The sequence below is a fragment of the Geodermatophilus obscurus genome, assembly GCF_900143215.1.
GTDB classification, from domain to species: Bacteria; Actinomycetota; Actinomycetes; order Mycobacteriales; family Geodermatophilaceae; genus Geodermatophilus; species Geodermatophilus obscurus_A.
This window is the reverse complement of the sequence record NZ_FRDM01000004.1, coordinates 170,504-190,645: the sequence shown is the minus strand read 5'-3', so window position 1 is coordinate 190,645 and position 20,142 is coordinate 170,504. Positions and strand designations below refer to the sequence as shown.

22 protein-coding genes are annotated in these 20,142 nt (G+C 74.0%); 13 read left to right on the top strand and 9 right to left on the bottom strand.

The window, feature by feature from the left end; genetic code table 11:
* Both rfbC and BUB17_RS06290 read left to right on the top strand, forming a co-directional pair.
* Window positions 1-543: a dTDP-4-dehydrorhamnose 3,5-epimerase gene (rfbC, locus tag BUB17_RS06295; RefSeq protein WP_083606092.1), complete on the top strand. Its 543-nt coding sequence runs from the start codon at window positions 1-3 to the stop codon at window positions 541-543.
* Window positions 540-1,418, top strand: a complete 879-nt coding sequence (locus BUB17_RS06290; RefSeq protein WP_072915123.1) for an NAD-dependent epimerase/dehydratase family protein — start codon at window positions 540-542, stop codon at window positions 1,416-1,418. The genes rfbC and BUB17_RS06290 overlap by 4 nt, the downstream gene beginning before the upstream one ends.
* A 17-nt stretch (window positions 1,419-1,435) precedes the next feature.
* On the opposite strand, the gene BUB17_RS06285 is transcribed toward BUB17_RS06290, so the two are convergent.
* Together BUB17_RS06285 and BUB17_RS06280 are read right to left on the bottom strand one after the other, a co-directional pair.
* Window positions 1,436-2,215: a hypothetical protein gene (locus tag BUB17_RS06285; protein ID WP_141242923.1), complete on the bottom strand. Its 780-nt coding sequence runs from the start codon at window positions 2,213-2,215 to the stop codon at window positions 1,436-1,438.
* Between the two features lie 56 nt (window positions 2,216-2,271).
* The gene (locus tag BUB17_RS06280) at window positions 2,272-3,363 is read right to left on the bottom strand and encodes a sigma-70 family RNA polymerase sigma factor (protein WP_072915118.1); all 1,092 of its coding nucleotides are present in this window, start codon (window positions 3,361-3,363) and stop codon (window positions 2,272-2,274) included.
* A gap of 171 nt (window positions 3,364-3,534) precedes the next feature.
* On the opposite strand from BUB17_RS06280, the gene BUB17_RS06275 reads away from it, so the two are divergent.
* The 9 genes from BUB17_RS06275 to BUB17_RS06235 all read left to right on the top strand — a co-directional run bounded on the left by BUB17_RS06275 (window position 3,535) and on the right by BUB17_RS06235 (window position 10,379).
* Window positions 3,535-4,020 carry a flagellar protein FlgN gene (locus tag BUB17_RS06275; RefSeq protein WP_072915115.1) on the top strand — a complete coding sequence of 162 codons (486 nt, stop codon included), beginning with the start codon at window positions 3,535-3,537 and terminating at the stop codon, window positions 4,018-4,020.
* Window positions 4,021-4,093: 73 nt separating this feature from the next.
* Window positions 4,094-5,542 (top strand): flagellar hook-associated protein FlgK, encoded by a 1,449-nt coding sequence (gene flgK / locus BUB17_RS06270; protein ID WP_072915113.1) that lies wholly within the window; start codon window positions 4,094-4,096, stop codon window positions 5,540-5,542.
* A gap of 4 nt (window positions 5,543-5,546) precedes the next feature.
* On the top strand, window positions 5,547-6,434 hold the full coding sequence (flgL, locus tag BUB17_RS06265) for a flagellar hook-associated protein FlgL (RefSeq protein WP_072915110.1): 888 nt from the start codon (window positions 5,547-5,549) through the stop codon (window positions 6,432-6,434).
* Window positions 6,431-6,835, top strand: a complete 405-nt coding sequence (fliW, locus tag BUB17_RS06260; RefSeq protein WP_072915107.1) for a flagellar assembly protein FliW — start codon at window positions 6,431-6,433, stop codon at window positions 6,833-6,835. Before flgL ends, fliW begins: the two co-directional genes overlap by 4 nt.
* A 97-nt stretch (window positions 6,836-6,932) precedes the next feature.
* Window positions 6,933-7,256 carry a carbon storage regulator CsrA gene (gene csrA / locus BUB17_RS28525; protein ID WP_072915104.1) on the top strand — a complete coding sequence of 108 codons (324 nt, stop codon included), beginning with the start codon at window positions 6,933-6,935 and terminating at the stop codon, window positions 7,254-7,256.
* Between the two features lie 201 nt (window positions 7,257-7,457).
* Entirely contained in the window at window positions 7,458-7,964 is a 507-nt protein-coding gene (locus tag BUB17_RS06250) for a hypothetical protein (protein ID WP_072915101.1), read from the top strand.
* 77 nt (window positions 7,965-8,041) lie between these two features.
* Complete coding sequence (locus BUB17_RS06245; RefSeq protein WP_072915099.1) at window positions 8,042-9,142, top strand: sigma-70 family RNA polymerase sigma factor; 1,101 nt, start codon at window positions 8,042-8,044, stop codon at window positions 9,140-9,142.
* Between the two features lie 137 nt (window positions 9,143-9,279).
* A complete protein-coding gene (locus BUB17_RS06240; protein ID WP_244276969.1) occupies window positions 9,280-9,624 on the top strand; it encodes a hypothetical protein in 345 nt (114 codons plus the stop codon).
* Window positions 9,621-10,379 (top strand): hypothetical protein, encoded by a 759-nt coding sequence (locus tag BUB17_RS06235; RefSeq protein WP_072915091.1) that lies wholly within the window; start codon window positions 9,621-9,623, stop codon window positions 10,377-10,379. The genes BUB17_RS06240 and BUB17_RS06235 overlap by 4 nt, the downstream gene beginning before the upstream one ends.
* A gap of 118 nt (window positions 10,380-10,497) precedes the next feature.
* On the opposite strand, the gene BUB17_RS06230 is transcribed toward BUB17_RS06235, so the two are convergent.
* The 4 genes from BUB17_RS06230 to BUB17_RS06215 form a co-directional block, all read right to left on the bottom strand.
* Window positions 10,498-12,522 carry an NlpC/P60 family protein gene (locus tag BUB17_RS06230; protein ID WP_072915085.1) on the bottom strand — a complete coding sequence of 675 codons (2,025 nt, stop codon included), beginning with the start codon at window positions 12,520-12,522 and terminating at the stop codon, window positions 10,498-10,500.
* Window positions 12,523-12,637: 115 nt separating this feature from the next.
* Complete coding sequence (locus BUB17_RS06225) at window positions 12,638-12,898, bottom strand: hypothetical protein (protein ID WP_072915079.1); 261 nt, start codon at window positions 12,896-12,898, stop codon at window positions 12,638-12,640.
* A gap of 184 nt (window positions 12,899-13,082) precedes the next feature.
* The gene (locus BUB17_RS06220; protein WP_072915077.1) at window positions 13,083-14,399 is read right to left on the bottom strand and encodes a citrate synthase; all 1,317 of its coding nucleotides are present in this window, start codon (window positions 14,397-14,399) and stop codon (window positions 13,083-13,085) included.
* A gap of 92 nt (window positions 14,400-14,491) precedes the next feature.
* Window positions 14,492-15,910, bottom strand: a complete 1,419-nt coding sequence (locus BUB17_RS06215) for a class II fumarate hydratase (protein WP_072915074.1) — start codon at window positions 15,908-15,910, stop codon at window positions 14,492-14,494.
* Between the two features lie 202 nt (window positions 15,911-16,112).
* On the opposite strand from BUB17_RS06215, the gene BUB17_RS06210 reads away from it, so the two are divergent.
* On the top strand, window positions 16,113-16,787 hold the full coding sequence (locus BUB17_RS06210) for a DUF1707 SHOCT-like domain-containing protein (protein WP_072915072.1): 675 nt from the start codon (window positions 16,113-16,115) through the stop codon (window positions 16,785-16,787).
* Window positions 16,788-16,833: 46 nt separating this feature from the next.
* On the opposite strand, the gene glpX is transcribed toward BUB17_RS06210, so the two are convergent.
* Window positions 16,834-17,877: a class II fructose-bisphosphatase gene (gene glpX, locus BUB17_RS06205; RefSeq protein ID WP_072915330.1), complete on the bottom strand. Its 1,044-nt coding sequence runs from the start codon at window positions 17,875-17,877 to the stop codon at window positions 16,834-16,836.
* Between the two features lie 71 nt (window positions 17,878-17,948).
* Between glpX and BUB17_RS06200 the strand changes: the two genes are divergently transcribed.
* On the top strand, window positions 17,949-18,542 hold the full coding sequence (locus tag BUB17_RS06200; RefSeq protein WP_072915069.1) for a DUF4245 domain-containing protein: 594 nt from the start codon (window positions 17,949-17,951) through the stop codon (window positions 18,540-18,542).
* Here the strand turns inward: BUB17_RS06200 and BUB17_RS06195 are convergent.
* A complete protein-coding gene (locus BUB17_RS06195) occupies window positions 18,530-18,820 on the bottom strand; it encodes an exodeoxyribonuclease VII small subunit (protein WP_244276967.1) in 291 nt (96 codons plus the stop codon). The two genes, BUB17_RS06200 and BUB17_RS06195, sit on opposite strands and share 13 nt — an antisense overlap.
* On the bottom strand, window positions 18,817-20,037 hold the full coding sequence (xseA, locus tag BUB17_RS06190; RefSeq protein WP_072915066.1) for an exodeoxyribonuclease VII large subunit: 1,221 nt from the start codon (window positions 20,035-20,037) through the stop codon (window positions 18,817-18,819). Before xseA ends, BUB17_RS06195 begins: the two co-directional genes overlap by 4 nt.
* Window positions 20,038-20,142 lie beyond the last annotated feature (105 nt).

The window sequence follows — 20,142 nt, the reverse complement described above, 5'->3', positions numbered from 1 at the left end:
GTGGAGTTCCGGGAGACCGGGATCGCCGGGTGCCACCTCGTCGTCCCCACCGTGCACGCCGACGACCGGGGGGTGCTGGTCAAGACCTACCTGGAGTCGGCGTTCGCGGACCGAGGGTTGCCGACGCACTTCCCGGAGCAGTTCTACAGCCGCTCGCGTCGAGGCGTGGTGCGTGGCCTGCACGTCCAGCTGCCGCCGGCCGCCCAGGACAAGCTCGTGTGCTGCGTCGCCGGCGAGGTCTTCGACGTGGTCGTCGACCTGCGTGCGGGCTCGCCCACGTACGGGCGACACGCCTCCTTCTCGTTGACCGCCGAGACCTGGCAGCTGCTCTACGTCCCGGTCGGCCTGGCCCACGGCTTCGCCGCGGTCTCCGAGCAGGCGACCATGGCCTACCTCGCCACCGCCGAGTACGCGCCGGGCACGGACGGCGGGATCCGGTGGGACTCGGCCGGCGTCGACTGGCCGGTCGACGCCCCCGTCGTCTCGACCCGCGACGCGGAACTCCCCCCGCTCGGCGAGTACCGCACGCCCTTCACGGCATGAACCGGCGCGCACTGGTCACCGGGGCGAGCGGGTTCATCGCCCCGCACCTCGTCCGTCGGCTCCTCGCCGACGGCTGGGAGGTCGCCCTCGTCGCCCGGTCGACGTCCCGGGTGCCCGAGGACCTCCTGCCCCGGACTGCGCTCCTCCACGCGGACGCCGGGGCCGCGGCGTTCACCGACGCCGTCCAGGCGTTCGCCCCTGGGACCTGCTTCCACCTCGCGACCCACTTCGTGGGCGTGCACGACCTCGCCGACATCCACCCGCTGATCGCCGCCAACCTCACGCTCGGGACGCTGCTGGCCGAGGCCCTGTCGGCGCAGCGCGGGGCCACGTTCGTCAACGTCGGCACCATCTGGCAGCACCACGAGAGCCGGCGCTACGGTCCCACCTCCCTGTACGCGGCCACCAAGCAGGCGTTCGCCGACGTGCTGCAGTTCTATGCCGAGTGCACGCCCCTTCGGGTGGTCACCCTGGAACTGTCGGACACCTACGGCCCCGACGACCGGCGGACCAAGCTCCTCCAGCTGCTGGTACGGGCGCACCGGACCGCTGAGCTGCTGTCCCTCTCGCCGGGGGAGCAGTGGATCGACCTCACCCACGTCGCGGACGTGGTGTCGGCGCTGCTCCGGGCTCCCGACCTGGCGGGCCCGGACGCTCCGGCCTACTCCGTCAGCGGGACGGCCCTGCCGTTGCGGGAGTTCGTGGCGCTGGTCGGCGACCTGCTGGGCGCCGCGGTGCCGGTCCAGTGGGGCGCCCGTCCCTACCGGCCGCGGGAGATGATGGTGCCGTGGCGGTACTCGCCGCCGCTGCCGGACTGGCGGCCGTCGGTCGACCTCCGCGAGGGACTGGCCGCCGTCCTCGCACAGATGGCCTGACCCGCGCGGCCGGCCCGTCAGCCGCCGTCGGTGTAGGTCTCCTCCTCGCTCACCACGACGGGGCGGGTGGCGATGAGCTTGTCCTCCGGCCAGCGGGCGACCAGCGAGGCGGTCAGCAGGGAGTGCAGGCGCTCGCAACAGAAGCCGAGAGCCCGTCGCTGATAACCCTCGTGAGGAACGGCGACCGTCGCCTCGAACGCGTCGACCACGCTCTCCAGCGCCTCGAGCACCAGCACGAGCCACTCCGCCGGGAAGACCCCGGTGGTCGGCGCGGCGATCATGACGTTCTGGCCCAGGAAGTGGCTGACGGCGCGGCCGTCGACGACCCCGAGGTCGACGGCGATGCCCATGAAGTGCAGCAGGTCGCGGGTCACGTGTGCGACGCCGTACTGGGTGACGACCGGCATGCCGAGGTCGAACGGGGCCGGCATCAGGATCGTCTTCGGCGGGGGGACGAAGAGCTGGTTCGGGAGCTGCTCGAACTCCTCAGCGGTCACCAGGCCGTAGACGAACGAGGGCTTGCCCACGGGCTCGGTGACCGCGTAGCGACGGTAGTGGGAGATGCCCACCATGGGCTCGTCCTCCGGCGCGGTGCCGTCCGGCCAGGACTCCTGGAGCAGGCGTCGGATCGCGAAGAGGGTGGCGTACTCACTGAGCTCCGGACCTCGGTCGCGGAGGTGGGGGTACCGCTCGCTGAGGTCGGTCACGCCCTCGCCGACGGGCACCGTGGAGACCCGCTCCATGAACGCGGGCACCGTCCAGTCGCTGGTCCGGTGGGTGAGGTTGAAGTACCTCATGTCTGCTGTGGTCCCCTCTCGGCGGTCGGTCGGTCGGTCGGTCGGGCCGGCCGGGCTCAGGCGCTCCGGCCGGTCGCCGTCACCCACGGGTTGCGGTGCGGCGGAACGGTCACGGGACGCGAGTGGGGGAGCGGCGGGGCCGCAGCCGGCGGGGCGTTGCGGCCGGCCACCCGGTCGACGTAGGAGCGCTGCTGGTTGCGGGCGCGCACCCCGCCGTCGGCCGGCACGGCCTTGCCCTCCCACACCTCGCTCATCGCCGCGTGCAGCAGGGTGAGCGCGCGGGCGCGCATCTGCGAGACGCGGGAGAGGGTGACGCCGAGGTCGGCGGCGATGTCGGTGAGGGACTCGCCTCCGAAGAAGTTGCGCTCCACGACCTCGTCGAGCCGGTCGGGCAGCTGGCGGATCGCCTCGTGCAGGTACCGGGACCGTTCGCTGCGCAGCAGTGCCCGCTCCGGCGACTCCCCCGTGTCGGGCAGGTCGAGCGAGGTGCCGTCCGGACCGGTCTCGGCGTCGATGCTCACCATGACCGCCCGGTGGACGTCGACCTGGAGGGAGTCGAGGTCACTGGTGGCCATGCCGAGGCTGGCGGCGAGCTCCCCGCGCGTCGGCGGGCGGCCCAGCTGGATGGCCAGCGCGTCGGCCGCCGCGTCGGTGCGCCGGGCGGCAGCCCGCACGGAGCGGCTGGCCCAGTCACCGGAGCGCAACTCGTCGAGGACGGCGCCCTGCAGCCGGGCCAGGGCGTACGTGGCGAACGACGCCCCCGCGGACGGGTCGAAGCGCCGGGCGACCTCGACCAGCGCCACGCGCGCGCAGGACAGCAGGTCCTCGCGGCTGACGTGCGCGGGCAGCGAGATGCGCGACGCGACCGCGTTGACCGCGAAGGCGGCCAGCGGCAGGTGCTCGGTCACCAGGGCGTCGACGTCCCGGGTCGAGGTGTCCCGGGTCGAGGTGTCGCGGGTCGAGGTGTCGCGGGTCGAGGTGTCGCGGGTCGAGGTGTCGCGGGTCGAGGTGTCGCGGGTCGAGGTGTCCCGGGCCGAGGTGTCCCGGGCCGCGCGTGGCCGGGCGGGGGGGCCGGCGTCCGGGGCGACGGGGAGGCGCGAGGCTGAGGCACTGGACCGCAGGGTCGCCTGTGCACGCGATGGGCTCACGTCCCCCTTCTCGGCAGCCTCGGGCCCCGATGGCACCCCCTGATCGGCACGGACGCGTCCCGACTTGAGCACCTCGGCTCAAGGCCCCCCGGATGGTGCCGAAGCTGCTCCTGAGAACCCGCGGGCAGCACCGACGCCTGCCCCGGGGAGTACGGAGGGACGGTGAGGGGCGTGGACTACCAGCACCTGTCGACGTTGCTGTGGCGCGAGCAGGAGCTGCTGGACCTGCTGCTGTTCAAGGCGGAGGAGAAGCAGTACCTGATCGTCACGGGCAAGACCCGCTGGCTGTCACGCATCGCGCACGAGATCGAGGTCGTGCTCGACCAGCTGCGCACCATCGAGGTGGAGCGTGCGGCGGCCACCGAGGTCATCGCCGAGCGGCTGGGCGTGGGCGTGAACCCGTCGCTGCGCAAGCTCGCCGAGGCCGCCCCGGCCCCGTGGAACGACCTGTACGCCAAGCACCACGAGACGCTGTTGGTGCTCGTGACGGAACTGCGCGGCCTGTCCGACGCCAACCGCGAGCTGATCGAGGGCGGTCTCGCCGCCTTCGGCGACGCGTTGCTGTCGGTCAAGGCGCCGTCGGCCGGCACCTACGGGGCGACCGGGCGCAGCGACCAGCGCGCGCACCGCGCGGTCACCCTGGACGGTGCTCTGTGACCGGGCTCGCGAGGTCACAGCGGGGAGCCGGCGTGCCGCGAACGCGGACGACGAGCGTCAGCGAGGAGTACAAGTGAGTTCCACCTTCGGCGGGCTGAACACGGCCCGGACGGCGCTGTGGGCGTCGCAACGCGGGCTGGACGTCACCGGCCAGAACATCGCCAACATCAACACCGACGGCTACTCGCGGCAGCGGGTCGAGCTGCGCGCCATGGGGGGCACTGCCGTCCCCGCGATCCACTCGGTGAGCAGTCCGGTCGGCAACGGCGTGGACGCCAGCCAGGTCAACCGGATCCGCGACGTGTTCCTGGAGCGGCGCGGCCAGGTGGAGACGGCGCGCACCGCGCAGCTGACCGTCGGTAACGAGGCGCTGGCCCAGGTCGAGGCCGCCTTCCGCGAGCCGGGGGAGACCGGCATCCGCAGCATGCTGGACGACGTGTGGGCGGGCTTCAGCGCCCTGGCCAACGCCCAGGACCCGACCGAGCCGGCGGTGCGCAGCCAGGTGCTGGAGCGGCTGGACATCCTGGCCTCGGGCATGCGGACCACGCGGGCCACCCTCGACCAGCAGTGGGAGCAGACCCGCGACAACGTCGTGGCGCTCGCCGCCGAGGTGAGCACGACGGCGTCGTCCATCGCGAACCTCAACACCCAGATCCGCCAGGCCACCCGGTCGGGGCTGCCCACCAACGAGCTCTCCGACCGCCGGGACCTGCTGGTCGTGCAGCTGGCCGAGAAGGTCGGCGCCACGTCCGTGGCGGCGTCGGACGGCATGGTCGACGTCCTCGTCGGCGGTACGACGCTCGTCGCCGGCGGCTCCGCGCTGGGGCTGCGCGTCGCCGGCGTCGACGACCCGGACGGTGTCGGCGCCGGCAACGACCCGCGGCTGGTGACGGCCCCGGGCGGGACGACCCTCGCGGTCGGCGGCACCGCCGGCGGCCAGGTGGCCGTGCTGTCGACGACCCTGCCGAGCTACCGGAACGCGCTCGACGGGCTCGCCCGCGACCTGGTGGGCAAGATCAACGCGGTCCAGGCCCAGGGCTACGACGTCTCCGGCGCGTCGGGGGCGGCCCAGCCGCTCATGGACGACGGCTCGGGCAACCCCGTCGTGGACCTGGCCAACGTCGACGCCGGCAACATCAGGGTCCGCGTCACCAGGCCCGAGCTCATCGCCGCGGCGGCGACCGCCCCCGGCGTCCTCGGCGCACCCTCGGCGGACGGTGGCAACGCCGACGCGTTCTTCGACCTCAGCCTCGAGGCCGGTGGCGTCGACGCCACCTACCGGGCGCTGGTCGTCGCGCTCGGCGTCGAGGCCTCTGTCGCGGCCCGCGACGTCGAGGTGCAGAAGGTGATCTCCACCCAGGTGGACGCCGCCCGCGAGTCCGTGTCCGGCGTCAACCTCGACGAGGAGATGACCAACATGCTGTCCTTCCAGCACGCCTACAGCGCCGCCGCCCGCATGGTGACCGCCATCGACGAGGCACTGGACACCCTGATCAACCGCACCGGCGTCGTGGGGCGGTGACCTGATGCGGATCACCCACCGGGCCGTCACGCAGACCGCGCTCCTCGGCCTGAACAGCAACCTCTCGTCCGTGGCGAAGCTGCAGCAGCAGTTGACCTCCGGAAAGCTGATCAGCTCGCCGTCGGACTCGCCGACCGGCACCAACAAGGCTCTGCAGATCCGTCAGGACCAGAGCGCCGTCGAGCAGTTCGCGAAGAACATCTCCGACGGGCAGAGCTGGCTCGACGCGACCGACACCGCGCTGACGACGGCGCTCGACCAGGTCCAGCGGGTCCGGGCGCTGACCGTGCAGGCGCTGAACACCGGTGCCACCTCGACCAGCGCGCAGCAGGCCGTCTCCGTGGAGGTGGCGGCGCTGCGCGAGAGCCTGCTGGGGGTGGCGAACTCGAGCATCAACGACCGCGCCCTGTTCGGCGGCGTGACCCAGGGCTCGGCCGCGTACGACGCCGACGGCAGCTACGTCGGCGCGCCGCCCGTGGGGGAGGGGATCACCCGGCGCGTGTCGAACGCCGACCGGGTCCGCATCGACGTCACCGGCCCCGAGGCGTTCGGCACGGGCCCCGACGGCCTGTTCGCGCTCATCGGGCGGATCGCCGCTGACGTGCAGGGCAACCCCGGCGCGCTGTCGGACGACCTGGCGGAGCTCGACGTGGCGATCGACCGGCTGCTCGGCGCCGCTTCCTCCGTCGGTGCCCGCTCGGCCCGGATGCAGGCCGCCGGCCAGGTGAACACCGACATGCAGCTGACCCTGGCCTCCCAGCTCGTGGACGTCGAGGACATCGACCTGGCCAGGACGATCATGGAGCTCAGCCAGGCCGAGGTCGGCTACAAGGCGGCGCTGCAGGCCACCGCCAAGGTCATCCAGCCAACGCTCGTGGACTTCCTGCGATGACGCTCTCCGCCGTCGCGACCCTGCCCCTGCTGTCGATGACCGAGGCGCTGCCCGGGTTCCCGGGTCACCGCGACTACGTGCTGGTCACCGCCGACGGGGACGGCCGGCTGTTCTGGCTGCAGTCGATGGCGCCGGAGGGTCCGCGCTTCCTCGCCATCGACCCGGGCCGGTACTTCCCGGACTACGCACCCGCGCTGCCCCCCGCGGTGTGCGCCGACCTGGAGCTCGACGACCCCACGCAGGCGCGTCTGTACTGCCTGGTGACGGTGCCGGCCGAGGGGCCGGCCGCGGCCACGGCCAACCTGCGGGCCCCGCTGGTGGTCAACCCGGCCAACTGGCGGTCCAGCCAGGTCGTGCTGCTCGACGGATCCCATCCCATCCGGCGTCCCCTGCGCCGATAACTGAACCGGTGGACGCGAGTCCGCCACCCGGCGCGCAGCGACGAGCTGCCCGCCCATCCGCCAAGGACGGCCACCACACACCCATGGAGGGGTACCCGTGCTCACTCTCACCCGCAGCGTTGGCGAGACCATCCGCATCGGCGACGACATCGAGGTCCACGTCGTCGAGGTCCGCGGCGGCACCGTCCGTCTCGGTTTCAAGGCCCCGCGGGAGGTGACGATCCACCGCGAGGAGGTCTACCGGCAGATCGCCGAGGCCAACCTGCTGGCGGCTCAGGTCACCGCCGACACGCTCGGCGCGCTGGCCGCCTTCGCCCCCACAGCCGCCGAGGAGTCCGCAACCGCCGCGCAGCAGCCGGCCGCCGAGCCGGTCGCCGCCCCGGTCGGTCACGGCCAGGTCACGGAGGGCTCCGCCGGCTGACAGAACTGACCGGGGTGACCCCCTCGGTCCTTGTGAATTCCTGCCCAGCACCGCACCGGATGGGTTCGGGCATCGATCGACACAGGCAAGACCTGCCGAAGAGATGCCCTGACATTGCGTATGGCACAGCGAGAGTTGTGGCGGTCGCCGGGTCGGAGATGCGCGAGAGTTGCCCCAAGCACGTCACAGGGGGCAATCACGATGCAGCACACCGTTACCACCGAGTCCGGCGACCAGGTCGCCACGGTCATCGGCTCCGGCGCGGAGCCCGACACCGTCGTCGTGCACGTGCAGCTGCGGCCGCGCCGCGGGTCCACCCGCCGGTGCCTCGCGGCGCTGGCCGAGCTGGCCGGCGCGCACCCCGCGGTGTCCGTCACCCTCACCGGGCTGAGCAAGGACGACCGGGTCGTGCGCGTGACCGTCGGTGTCGAGCTCGGCCCGCGGGCCGCCGTCGCCCGTTTCTCGCCGCAGGCGCAGGCCGCCTACGCGTTCGTCAGCTCGGTGTTCACCACGCTGTACGACCACATGCCGGTCTACACCGTGGAGCCGGGCGAGGCCGAGCGCGCCGCGGCCGCCGACCTCGTGGCCGGCCTCGCGGCCGGCCCGGCGACCGAGCTCGTCGTCCCCGCGCCCCGTTCGTCCGCTCGGGTCGAGCACGAGGAGGACCCCGTCCCCCTCACCGCTCGCACGCTCGCGGCGAGCCTCTGAACGGGGCCACCCCCGCCATCCGTCGCGGTCACGTCGACCGCACCGCGCCGTCTTCCCCACAGCGCCGAGGAGTTCCGGTGAACCACTCCACCCCCACCCCCGTCGACGACACCCGCGCCGCCCGCGGCCGTGAGCCGCTGGTCTTCGGCGGCATCCCCGAGGCCGAGGGCTGGGTCCTCGCGCCCATCACGCCGCGCGACCGGGTGCACTTCCGGACCGACCGCGAGCTGCCGCTCGAGGAGTTCCGCCGCGAGCTGCCCGACGGCGGAACGGTCAGCTACGACGAGGGCGAGGGCCTGTACCGCGTCGACGGCGCCTGCGGCACCGCCTCCGTGCTCGCCGAGTGGGTCAAGGCGTGGTGCGCCCGGCACGGGACGGCGACCGTCGGGCTGCGGGCGGAGACCGACGTCCGTCGCCGGGCGCCGCGGGACCTGCCGCCGGCGTTCCTCGACGAGCTCTGCCGGCACTACCTCCCGGTCAGCCTCAAGCGGCTGCAGCGGAACTCGAGCACCCTGCGCCTGCACGTGCCCGACCCCGACGACCTCACCCAGCAGGTCAGCGAGTGGATCCTCAAGGCGGTCGGGCAGTTCGACGAGGGCAAGGGCGTCCCGTTCGGCGCCTTCCTCGCCACCCAGCTGTCGAAGTGGGTGCACGACCTGGGCCGCAACGCCCACGGCCGCACCGCCGCCGACACCGAGAACAAGCAGCAGAAAGCGGTCGCGGCGTTCCTCGCCGAGCACCAGCGGCGGCCCAGCGAGAAGGAGCTGGCCGCGTACATGGGGCAGAGCGTCGCGACGCTGCGGCGCAACTCGCAGACGGTGGCCACGCTCAACGGGCTGCGCAACCTGCAGTCCCTGGACGGCGTCGGACCGGACGCGACCGAGATCATGCTGCCGGACGCGCACGAGGCGCCGGACGAGATCATGGGTGAGGCGGAGCAGACCCTGCTGTCGCACGCGCTGACGGCGGCGTGCGCGCCGGACCCGGACGCGCGGCCGGACCAGCGGGCGGGTCAGCCCAACGTCCTGGGCTGGGCGACCTGGTACCTGACCACCTGGGGCGGCCGGACCAAGACGCAGCTCTCGGCCGACCTGGGCACCTCCGTGCGGAACATGAACGTGCACGCCGACCGGGTCGAGCGCGCGCTCAAGCAGCGGCTGACCGAGCTGGCCGACTGACCGGTTCCAGCTGCGGGAAACAGCCGTGATACGGGTCCATCGCGGCTCCGGCCTGCCGATATCCAGGTCGTGAGAGAGCGCACGGGAGCCCGCCGCAGCCGCGGTGCGGCGCTCGTCCCGGCCGCCGCGGGTGCGTGGTGAGCGCCCTCGCCCCGGGCGGACCCGCGCCCGACGTCCTGGTCCCGCACTGGCTGACCGCCGCCGAGCGGGAGGAGCTGAGCGCGCTCGTGCGCTGTGCCCTGGAGGACGAAGAGGTGCACCCGGTGGCCGCCATCCACCTCTCCGACGTGCTCACCGAGCTGCACGTGGCCACGGCCCGCGAGGCCATGTGGCCGGGCTCGGCGGCGCGGGTGCGCCGGGTGACCGGCTGGGGCGCCGACGTGCTGCCCGTGCGGCTCTCCGCCCGGGAGCTGACCAGCGTGCTGACCCTGCCCGAGCTCGCGCCGAGGCTGCGCACCGCGCTGTGCCAGGACCGTCCGTGAGCGGCGGCCTGTTCGGCGCCGCCGGGTTGCTGCAGCGGCTGCGGTCCGTGCCCGTCAGCGTGGCCGACCTGCGCCGGGTCGCCGAGGAGGTGCTGCCCCCGCTGGAGACCGGGCGGCTGCAGATCTCCCTGGTCGAGGACCGGGTCGACGGTCCCGTCGTGGTTCTCGAGGAGCACGAGCGGCGGGTGCGCACACCGTTGCGCGACCTGGCCGAGGACATGACCGACGCCCGCGTCGGCTCGACGCCCGAGGAGCTGGCGGCCGCGCTGACGGCCTGGGTGCACGACCGCCCTGTTCCCGACGCGGTGGCCGCCGAGGACGGCGTCGCGGTGCTCGACTGGACCGACCGGACCGAGACCGCCGTCGGCTGGCGGGTCGTCGTCCGCCGCGGCGACCGGGCACTGCCGTGGACGCCGTCGGCCGCGCTGGACCGGCGCGCCGTGGACCGGGTGCGCGCAGTCGCCGGAGAGCGGGCCGCCGCGGTCGGGGGCTCCCTGCGGGTGGAGGGCCCGGTGGCGCTGTGGGCGCACCCCGAGGTGCCGCTGCTCGCCTCCGCCGTCCTCGTCGCCCCCGGGCTGCTGCTCGACCGCATCGCCGCGGCCGGGCTCGACCTGCACGACCCGCACGTCGTCGTCACGCCCTCCTCGCCGCTGGCCTGCGCCGACGCCGGCGTGGCCGCGCGGCTCGCCGGGGAGACCGGCGAGGCGTGCCAGCGACTGCCCTGGCGGCAGCTCGCCCGCCTGCGCTGGATCTGAGCTTCCGCGCCGCGATGATCAGCTGACCTGATCATCGCGCGTCCTCCCTCGCGTTCCGCGGTAGGGGAGGACACGCTGGGATCAGGTCACCTGATCATGGCCCGCCGCAACCGCCGGTTCAGGCCAGGTGGCCGAACTCCCAGTGCCAGGGCTCCGGCTTCTCGCCGCCCTGCCGGGCCCAGTCCGGCTGCACGAAGCCGAACCGACCGGCGTTGGCCGCCATCCACGCCGACTGCACGGTGCCCGCGATGTTGATGCCGCCGCACAGGTCGACCGCCAGGGCCCACCCGTGGTTCGACGTCCCGGGCACCGCGGCGAGCGCCGGCTTGGCGCGGAAGGCGGTGACCTGCGCACCCAACGACCGGTAGGAGTCCGTGATGCACAGCGGGCCGCCGAACGCCGTGCGGTAGGCGTCGGCCAGGGCCGCGTAGCCGGCAGCGGCGTCGCAGCGCAGGGCGTGGCCCCGGGTGATCGAGCACAGCGCGGTCGCGGGGATGGTGCCGTTCGACCAGCCGCCCCAGGCCGGGCTGACCGGGCCGACCGGCGCCGGCGGCGCGCCACAGGCGCCGCGGCCGGCGGTACCGGCCGGCAGTGCGGCGTTCGGTTGCGCCGGGGCGGGCAGGGTGACCCGCACGGCGGCGGACGCGTCGCCGACCGGGTGGACGCCGACCTGGTAGCCGGCGGCCGACGCGGCCACGACCTGACCCTCACCCACGTAGACGCCCACGTCGATCCCGCCGTCGGCGAGGACGAGGTCGCCGATCTGCAGCTGCGACAGCGGAACGGCGGCGCCGTGCGTCCACTGGTCGCCGGCGTCGGTCGGGATCGCGTACCCGGCCAGCAGCCAGGAGGCAGCCGCCAGGCCGCCGCAGTCGTAGGCGTCCGGGCCGGTGCCGCCGGGCACGTAGGGCTTGCCGACCTGGGCCAGCGCGGAGCTCACCGCGACCACCGTCTCGGCCGGCAGCACGGTGACCGGTCGGTTGCCCGCCACGGCCCAGGCGACGCCCGGGATCGGCTGCCCCGCACCGTCCAGCGCGGGGGAGAGGCCGGCCGGCAGCGCCGTGGGGTCGGCGAGGTCGGCCGCCGTCGGCGACTCGATGCCGGCGACCGCCAGCACGCCGAGGTGCTCCTGCCAGCGGCGCAGCGCCGCCTGGTTGGCGTCCTGCTGCGCCGCCGCGGCCCGGGCGGTGCCGAGCGCGGCTAGCTGGGCAGCGACGTCGGTCCGCAGTCCGCCCACCTCGGCGCGCACCTCGTCCAGGACGGCGGCGGCCTGCGCCTGCACGGTCCCGAGGGCGGCCTCGGCCACCGCCACGCGGCGGGTGGCGAGGGTCAGGTCGACCGCGCCGCGCTCGGCCTGCACGACGTCGACCTCGAGTTGCTGCGCGGCCCGCTCGGCGAGCGCGGTTCCGTGGAGGACGTCGGCGGTGGCGCCGGCCGCCCGGACGTCGAGCTGCAGCAGCGGGTGCCGCGCCTCGGCCGACGCCCGGTACAGGTCAGCAGCGCCGGTGCCGACCGTCGTACGCGCGGCCGTCACCTGCTGCTGCGCGGACTGCTCGGCGGCACGGGCCGACGCCAGCTCGGCGTGCCGGGCGGCGAGGTCCCGCTCGAGGGTGCGGTAGCGGGTCGCGGCGTCGAGCAGCGAACCCTGCGCCGCGAGGGCGAGACCGGTCGCGTCGGTCGGCTCGGCCGCGGTGCTGGTCGCCTGGGTCCCGGGAGCCATCAGGCCGGCGAGCACGGGCAGCACGAGACCGAGGGCGGCCAGGGACAGCCGCACCCGCCAGCGGCGGCCGTCGGCGGTGGGCAGCCAGCGGCGGAGCGGAGCCCGCCGGGCGGATGCCGGGCGGCGCTTCCGGCTGGTGCGCGCCCGGGTGCCGGGAGCCGGACGGCGTCCCGAGGAGGGCCGGCCGGTGGAGACGCGGCGGGACGGCTCGTTCGTGTGGTCCAGGGTCGCGGCGGCGCGGGCGGCCAGCACGGCGCGCAGCGCCTGGGCCTCCTGCGCGGTGAGCGGCGGGCGCTGGGTGGCGGCGCGGACGCCGGCGGTGCGGGGGCGGGCGGTGGTGGTCCGGGCAGTGGTGGTCCGGGCAGTGGTGGTCCGGACGGGACGGGCAGCGGCGGTGCGGACCGACGTGCGTGGTGCGGGCACTGCGGGTCCCCCGGGCGGTCTCGTCGTACGTGGCCGGCGCCGCGGTGTTCCGCGGTGCGTTCAGACCTCGTATCGACGGGTGCCGGGGGCGCCCGGAGGGAGGGGGGAGGGGGTCTCACCCCTCCGGGTGAGGGTGATCCGCAGGTGGCACCCGATCGGCGGACACGCCCGCCGGGGGTGCGGTGCGCTCGGTCGGCGGCCACCAGGCGCCGTGGTGGTGCTCGAGCGGGATGCGCAGCTCCGCGCCGTCCTCGGTGGAGACGACCAGCTCCATCTGGCTCACCCGGCGGCCGGTGCCGTCGACCTGGACCACGCCCCCCGTCGCCAACGGCACGGGCGGCAGCACCAGGTCGTCCTCGGAGGGGGACTCGGACACGGGACTCCCTCCCGGAGCGGTCGCGCGGACGGACGTGGCGGGACCCATGCTGCCGGAGACGCCGAGGTCCCGTCGTCCGGGGCGGACGACGGCAGAACGGACCCTCCTGCCCCCACCGTTCGCAGGCTCGCGGCGGGACCCTGCAGGAGGGCCGTCGGTGCCGGGCCCTCCTGCAGGGCCGGGATCAGCGGTCGCCGACCGGCACGAATTGGCGCTCGGTGGCCCCGGTGTAGACCTGCCGCGGTCGGCCGATCTTGGTGGCCGGGTCGTTGATCATCTCGCGCCACTGGGCGATCCAGCCGGGCAGCCGGCCGAGGGCGAAGAGCACGGTGAACATCCGTGTCGGGAAGCCCATCGCCCGGTAGATAAGCCCGGTGTAGAAGTCGACGTTCGGGTAGAGCTTGCGCTCGACGAAGTAGTCGTCGGAGAGCGCGATCTCCTCGAGCTGGCGGGCCAGGTCCAGCAGCTCGTTGTCGCCGCCGAGCTTGTCGAGCACGGTGTCGGCGGTCTGCTTCACGATCGCCGCCCGGGGGTCGTAGTTCTTGTAGACCCGGTGCCCGAAGCCCATCAGCTTGACGCCGGGCTCCCTGTTCTTGACCCGGTTCACGAACGACGGGATGTCGCCGCCCTCGCGCTGGATGGACTCGAGCATCTCCAGCACCGACTGGTTCGCCCCACCGTGCAGCGGGCCGAACAACGCGTTGATGCCGGCCGAGATGGAGGCGAACAGGTTGGCCTGGGAGGAGCCCACCAGCCGCACCGTCGACGTCGAGCAGTTCTGCTCGTGGTCGGCGTGCAGCACGAACAGCATGTCCAGCGCCGCGGCCAGGTCCGGGTCGACCTCGTAGGGCTCGGCGGGGAAGCCGAAGGTCATCCGGAGGAAGTTGTCGGTCAGGCCCAGCGAGTTGTCGGGGTAGAGGAACGGCTGTCCCGCCGACTTCTTGTACGCGTAAGCGGCGATGGTGGGCAACTTGGCCAGCAGCCGCACCGTGGAGATCTCGACGTGCCGCTCGTCGAACGGGTCGAGGGAGTCCTGGTAGAAGGTCGACAGGGCGCTGACCGCGGAGGAGAGCACCGGCATGGGGTGCGCGTCGCGGGGGAAACCCCTGAAGAACTGCTTGAGGTCCTCGTGCAGCAGCGTGTGCCGCCGCAGCCGGGCGTCGAACTCGGCCAGCTGGTCGGCGGTCGGCAGCTCGCCGTAGATCAGCAGGTAACTGACCTCGACGAAGCTGGCCTTGCCGGCGAGCTGGTCGATCGGATAGCCGCGGTAGCGCAGGATCCCGGCGTCACCGTCGATGTAGGTGATCGCCGAGGTGCACGCGGCGGTGTTGACGAAGCCGATGTCCAGCGCGACCTGTCCGGTCGTCGACAGCAGCTTGCTCGTGTCGAGTCCGTCGGACCCCTCCGTGGCGGGTACCACGCGCAGGGGCAGTTCTCCACCGGGATAGCGCAGGGCCACGTCGCCGTTGCCGGCCGCGGGTGCGCTCGCTGTCTCGCTCATCACTCGGGACGCTACTCATGTTCCCGGGGGTAGCACCACGCCCCCGTCCATCAGCGGGGCGGATCCGTTGCCGGAGACGCCCCGGCCGGACGTCACGGGTGGGTCATCGAGAGGACGTCGAGGGCCTCGTCGAGCTGCTGCTCGGTGAGCTTGCCCTGCTCGACGAAGCCCCGCTCCACCACGACCTGGCGGATCGTCTTCTGCTCGGCCAGCGACTGCTTGGCGACCTTGGCCGCCTCCTCGTAGCCGATGTACTTGTTCAGCGGCGTCACGATGGACGGCGAGGACTCGGCGTACTCCCGGCACCGGTCGACGTTGGCGACGATCCCGTCGACGCAGCGGTCGGCCAGGATCCGGCTGACGTTGGCCAGCAGCCGGATGGACTCGAGGACGTTGCGGGCCATCAGCGGCAGCGTGACGTTGAGCTCGAAGACGCCGGTGGTGCCGGCGAAGGTCACCGCGGCGTCGTTCCCGATCACCTGGGCGCCCACCTGGATGACCGCCTCCGGGATCACCGGGTTCACCTTGCCCGGCATGATCGAGCTGCCGGGCTGCAGGTCGGGCAGCTGGATCTCGGCCAGGCCGGTGCGCGGGCCGGAACCCATCCAGCGCAGGTCGTTGGCGATCTTCACCAGGCCGACGGCGATCGTCTTCAGCTGGCCGGAGCCCTCGACCAGGGCGTCGCGCGAGCTCTGCGCCTCGAAGTGGTCGCGCGCCTCGGACAGCGGCAGGTCCAGCTCGGCGGCCAGCCGCTCGATGATCGCGGCGGCGAACCCGGGCGGGGTGTTGATGCCCGTGCCGACCGCGGTGCCGCCCAGCGGCAGCTCGCCGATCCGCGGCAGCGACGCCTGCAGCCGCTCGACGCCGTAGCGCACTGCCGCGGCGTACCCGCCGAACTCCTGGCCGAGGGTGACCGGGGTGGCGTCCATCAGGTGGGTGCGGCCGCTCTTCACGACCTCGGCGAACTCCTCGGCCTTGCGGGAGAGCGAGGCCTCGAGGTGCTGCAGCGCGGGGATCAGGTCGCGGACGATCGCCCGCGTCGCGGCCACGTGGATGGCCGACGGGAAGACGTCGTTGGACGACTGCGAGGCGTTGACGTGGTCGTTGGGGTGCACCGGCGAGCCGAGCGCCTCGGTGGCGAGGGAGGCGATCACCTCGTTGGTGTTCATGTTGCTCGACGTCCCGGACCCGGTCTGGAAGACGTCGATGGGGAAGTGCTCGTCCCACTCACCGCGGCCCACGGACGCGGCCGCGGTGCCGATCGCGTCGGCGGTCTCCTGCGGCAGCACGCCCAGGGAGGCGTTCACCGCGGCGGCGGCACCCTTGATCGCGGCCAGCGCGCCGATCAGCTCCCGCTCGATCGGCGTGCCGGAGATCGGGAAGTTCTCGACGGCGCGCTGGGTCTGCGCCCGCCACTTCGCCCACGCGGGGACCCGGACCTCGCCCATGGAGTCGTGCTCGATGCGGTAGTCGGTGCCGTCCTGCTGTGCGGCTTGGGTCTCAGCGGGCATTGCTGCAGCTCCCGGTGTGGTGGTTGGTGACAGGGCTCCGACTCAGGACCCTAGATGCCCGCGGGGTCACGGTCCGGACCGCTCTGAGATAGGAGGGGCCCGGACGAACGCGGTGGGCCCAGCACGGGGCGTCCGTCCTGGTCGGATGAGGGGCGGTCCCGGGACGGGGCCCGGAGGCAGTGGCTCCACTACGGTCGGCCGCGTGGACCCCGACGCCGCCCCCGACCGGCCACCGGCCGTGCGCGCCTCGGACGCCGACCGCGAGGCCACCGTGACCCGCCTGCAGCGGGCCGTCGCCGAGGGACGGATCGACCTGTCGGAGTTCGGTGACCGGGTCGAGGCCGCCTACGCCGCCGGCACGCTCGACGACCTGGCCGCCCTCGTCGCCGACCTGCCCCCGGACGCCCGGCCACCGGTCGAGATCGTCGGCACGCGTGCCCCCGAGGAGCTCAGCACCGTGTTCGGCGACGTGAAGCTCGCCGGGCCGACCGCGCCGCAGCGGGTCACCACCGTCTTCGGCGACGTCCGGCTGGACCTGCGCGGCCTGCGAACCGACGCCGACCGCATCGAGATCACCCTGGGCACCGTGTTCGGCGACGTCGACGTGGTCATCGCCGAGGGGGTGGACGCCGAGCTGCGCGGCCGGACGGTCTTCGGCGACCGGAAGACCCAGCTCGCGCCGGTCCCGCGGCTGGCGGGGACCCCGCGGATCGTCGTCCACGCGCGCAGCGTGTTCGGCGACCTGCGGCTGCGCAGCCTGGCGCCGGGGGAGTCGGCGAGCCGGTGGCGGGCGATGATCGACCGCCTCGCCGTCCGGCCCCTGCCGCCGCCTCCACCGCCCCTGCCGCCGATCCCCCCGCCTCCGCCGATCCGCTGACGCCGTCGGGCGGTGCGGTCCGGAGGACCGCAGGAATCCGGTCCTCTCAGCGGTCCAACGGCACCGCGGAGTAGGCGCGCAGCTTCTCGAGCGAGTGCAGGCTGTCGATCAGCCGGATCGTGCCCGACTTCGAGCGCATCACCAGCGACTGGGTCGTGCACCCGCCGGACCGGTACTGCACACCGCGCAGCAGCTCGCCGTCGGTGATGCCGGTGGCCACGAAGAAGACGTCGCCACGCACGAGGTCGTCGATCCCCAGCACCCGGTCGAGGTCGTGGCCGGCGTCGATCGCCTTCTGCCGCTCGTCGTCGTCCTTGGGCCACAGCCGGCCCTGCAGCGCACCGCCCATGCACTTGAGCGCGCAGGCGGTGATGATCCCCTCCGGCGTACCGCCGATGCCCATCAGCAGGTCGACGCCGGTGCCCTCCCGGGCGGCGGCGATCGCGCCGGCCACGTCGCCGTCGGTGATGAACTTGATCCGGGCGCCGGCCTCGCGCACCTCCTGGACCAGTTGATCGTGTCGCGGCCGGTCGAGGATGCAGACGGTGACCTCGCTGACCGAGCTTTTCTTGGCCTTGGCCACCCGGCGGATGTTCTCGGCGACCGGTGCGGCGATGTCGATGGCGTCGGCTGCGGCCGGGCCCGTCGCGATCTTGTCCATGTAGAAGACCGCGGACGGGTCGTACATGGCGCCCCGGTTGGCGACCGCCATCACCGCGATCGCGTTGGGCATGCCCTTGGCCATCAGCGTGGTGCCGTCGACGGGGTCCACGGCGACGTCGCACTCCGGGCCCGTCCCGTCGCCGACCTCCTCGCCGTTGAACAGCATCGGGGCCTCGTCCTTCTCGCCCTCCCCGATGACGACGACGCCGCGCATGCTCACCGTGCCGATCAGCGAGCGCATCGCGTCGACCGCCGCGCCGTCGCCACCGTTCTTGTCGCCCCGACCGACCCAGAGACCGGCGGCCATGGCGCCGGCCTCGGTGACCCGCACCAGCTCCATGGCGAGGTTGCGGTCGGGTGCCGGGCGGTCGGGGCTGAAGCTGCCTCCGGCGTGGGTCGCGGAGCCGTCGGGCAGGGGCAGGGACACGCGGACCTCCTGGTTCCGCCGCACGGACGCTGGGCGGCGGGGTGGGGCGACAGTCCTGTCATCCTAGGGGGGTGACCTCTGCCGGCCCGACCAGTCAGCCTCCCGCGCAGGCACCCTCGCCGGCGATCGAGCGGGCCAACCGGATGAGCGCGGCCAACATGCTGCGCTCGCTGCTCCCGCTGGTGCTGATCTGCCTGGCGCTGGTGGGCTGGATGGCGTTCAAGCAGTCCGACGTCGACACCGTCCGCGAGGTCGACCCGGCCAGCACCGTGCAGCTGGCCGCCGCCCGTGCGGGCTACCCGGTGGTCGCCCCGGCGGGCCTGCCCGACGGCTACCGCCCGACGAGTGCCCGCACCGACGCCGGTGACGCGGAGGCCGGCGACCCGGTCACCCTGGAGATCGGTTACCTGACGCCCTCGTCGGAGTACGCCGGCTTCGTGATCAGCGACGACGCCCGGGCGAGCGCGGTGGACGACGTCCTGGACGGCGCGCAGGAGCAGGGCACCGTCGACCTCGGCGGCCAGGCCTGGACCCGGGGGACGACGGAGCGCGGCGAGACCGTGCTCTCCGGCACCGATGGCGACGTCACCGTGCTGGTCACCGGCTCGGCGACCGACGAGGAGCTCGAGGCCGTCGCCGGAGCGGTGCGGCCCTACTCGGGCTGATCGCCGGGGGTCGCGGCGGCGAGGCGCTCGCGGGCCCGGTCCAGCCAGTGCCGGCACAGCTCGGCCAGCTGCTCCCCGCGCTCCCAGAGGGCGAGCGACTCCTCGAGGGTCAGCCCGCCGGCCTCCAGCCGCCGGACGACGTCGGCGAGCTCCTCGCGGGCCTGCTCGTAGGTGGTCGTCGGCTGCTCGTCCGGCTTCTCGCTCATGGTGTCCTCGGTTCGCTGCTGCCGCGGATCGCCCCGCTCCTCGCTGCGGTGCTCACGTTCCTGTCCGCTCACGGGCGCCCATCCTCCCTGGCGACGCGCACCGGCAGCCGGCCACCCGCCACCCGCACCGACAGCCGCTCGCCGTCGGCCACCTCGCCCGGCTCGCGGACCAGCGAGCCGTCGGCCCGCTGCACGACGGCGTAGCCGCGCTCCAGCGTCGCGGCGGGGGAGAGCGCGGCGACCCGGGCACGCGCGTGCTCCAGGTCGCGCTCGGCGCCCTCCAGCCGGTGGGTCAGGCTCCGCCGGGCCCGGGTGCGCAGCTGCTCGACGTCGTCGCCCCGGCCGTGCAGCAGCCGCTGCGGATCGGCCAGCACCGGCCGGCTGCGGACGCTCTCCAGCCACCGCTCCTGCTGCTCCAGCCGGGCACCGACCAGGTGGCGGGCCCGGGCACGCAGCCCGTCGACCAGCCGGCGCTGCTCGCCGATCTCGGGCACCACGCGGTGCGCGGCGTCGGTGGGGGTGGCGGCCCGGACGTCGGCTGCGTGGTCGACCAGCGTCGTGTCGGTCTCGTGGCCGACGGCGGTCACCACGGGTGTGCGGCACGCGGCGATCGCCCGGACCAGCCCCTCGTCGGAGAAGGGCAGCAGGTCCTCGACCGAGCCGCCGCCGCGGGCGACGACGATGACCTCGACCTCCGGGTCCCGGTCCAGCCGCTGCAGGCCCTCGATGACCGACGACGCTGCCGAGGGCCCCTGCACGAGGCTGTGGTGGACGGCGAACCGGACGGCGGGCCAGCGGCGGCGGGCGGTGACCAGGACGTCGCGCTCGGCGGCGCTGTCGCGGCCGGTGACCACCCCGACGACGGCGGGGGCGAACGGCAGCGGGCGCTTGCGGGCGGCGTCGAAGAGCCCCTCGGCGGCCAGCAGCCGGCGGATCCGCTCGATGCGGGCCAGCAGCTCACCGAGGCCGACGGCGCGGATCTCGGTGGCGCGCAGCGAGAAGGACCCGCGGGCGATGTAGTAGTCCGGCCGGGCCCGCACGATGACGCGGGCGCCCTCGGTGAGTTCCAGGCCCGGCCGGCCGGCAACGTCGCGGCTGCAGGTCACCGGCACCGACAGGTCGGCGGCCGGGTCACGCAGGGTGAGGAAGACCGTCGCTGCGCCGCGCCGGGACAGCTGGGCCACCTGCCCCTCGACCCAGACCTCACCCAGTCGGCCGATCCACTCGGCGACCTTGCGGGCCACCGTGCGGACCGGCCAGGGGGCTTCCGGTGTGGAGGGGGAGGTCACCCCCCGAGCGTGCCAAACGGCGCCGACGCTCCGTGGAGCTGCCCGGGGCGGCCCGTCCCGGTCCCCGCCCCGAGGCTGGTGACGTGCTGGAACGGCCACCCTTCA

Excerpts from the sequence above, each read along its gene's own strand:
- BUB17_RS06285 (WP_141242923.1), bottom strand. The coding sequence starts at position 2,215 with ATGAGGTACTTCAACCTCACCCACCGGACCAGCGACTGGACGGTGCCC.
- BUB17_RS06215 (WP_072915074.1), bottom strand. The coding sequence starts at position 15,910 with ATGCCCGCTGAGACCCAAGCCGCACAGCAGGACGGCACCGACTACCGC.
- BUB17_RS06250 (WP_072915101.1), top strand. The coding sequence starts at position 7,458 with ATGCAGCACACCGTTACCACCGAGTCCGGCGACCAGGTCGCCACGGTC.
- BUB17_RS06220 (WP_072915077.1), bottom strand. The coding sequence starts at position 14,399 with ATGAGCGAGACAGCGAGCGCACCCGCGGCCGGCAACGGCGACGTGGCC.
- fliW (WP_072915107.1), top strand. The coding sequence starts at position 6,431 with ATGACGCTCTCCGCCGTCGCGACCCTGCCCCTGCTGTCGATGACCGAG.
- BUB17_RS06290 (WP_072915123.1), top strand. The coding sequence starts at position 540 with ATGAACCGGCGCGCACTGGTCACCGGGGCGAGCGGGTTCATCGCCCCG.
- flgL (WP_072915110.1), top strand. The coding sequence starts at position 5,547 with ATGCGGATCACCCACCGGGCCGTCACGCAGACCGCGCTCCTCGGCCTG.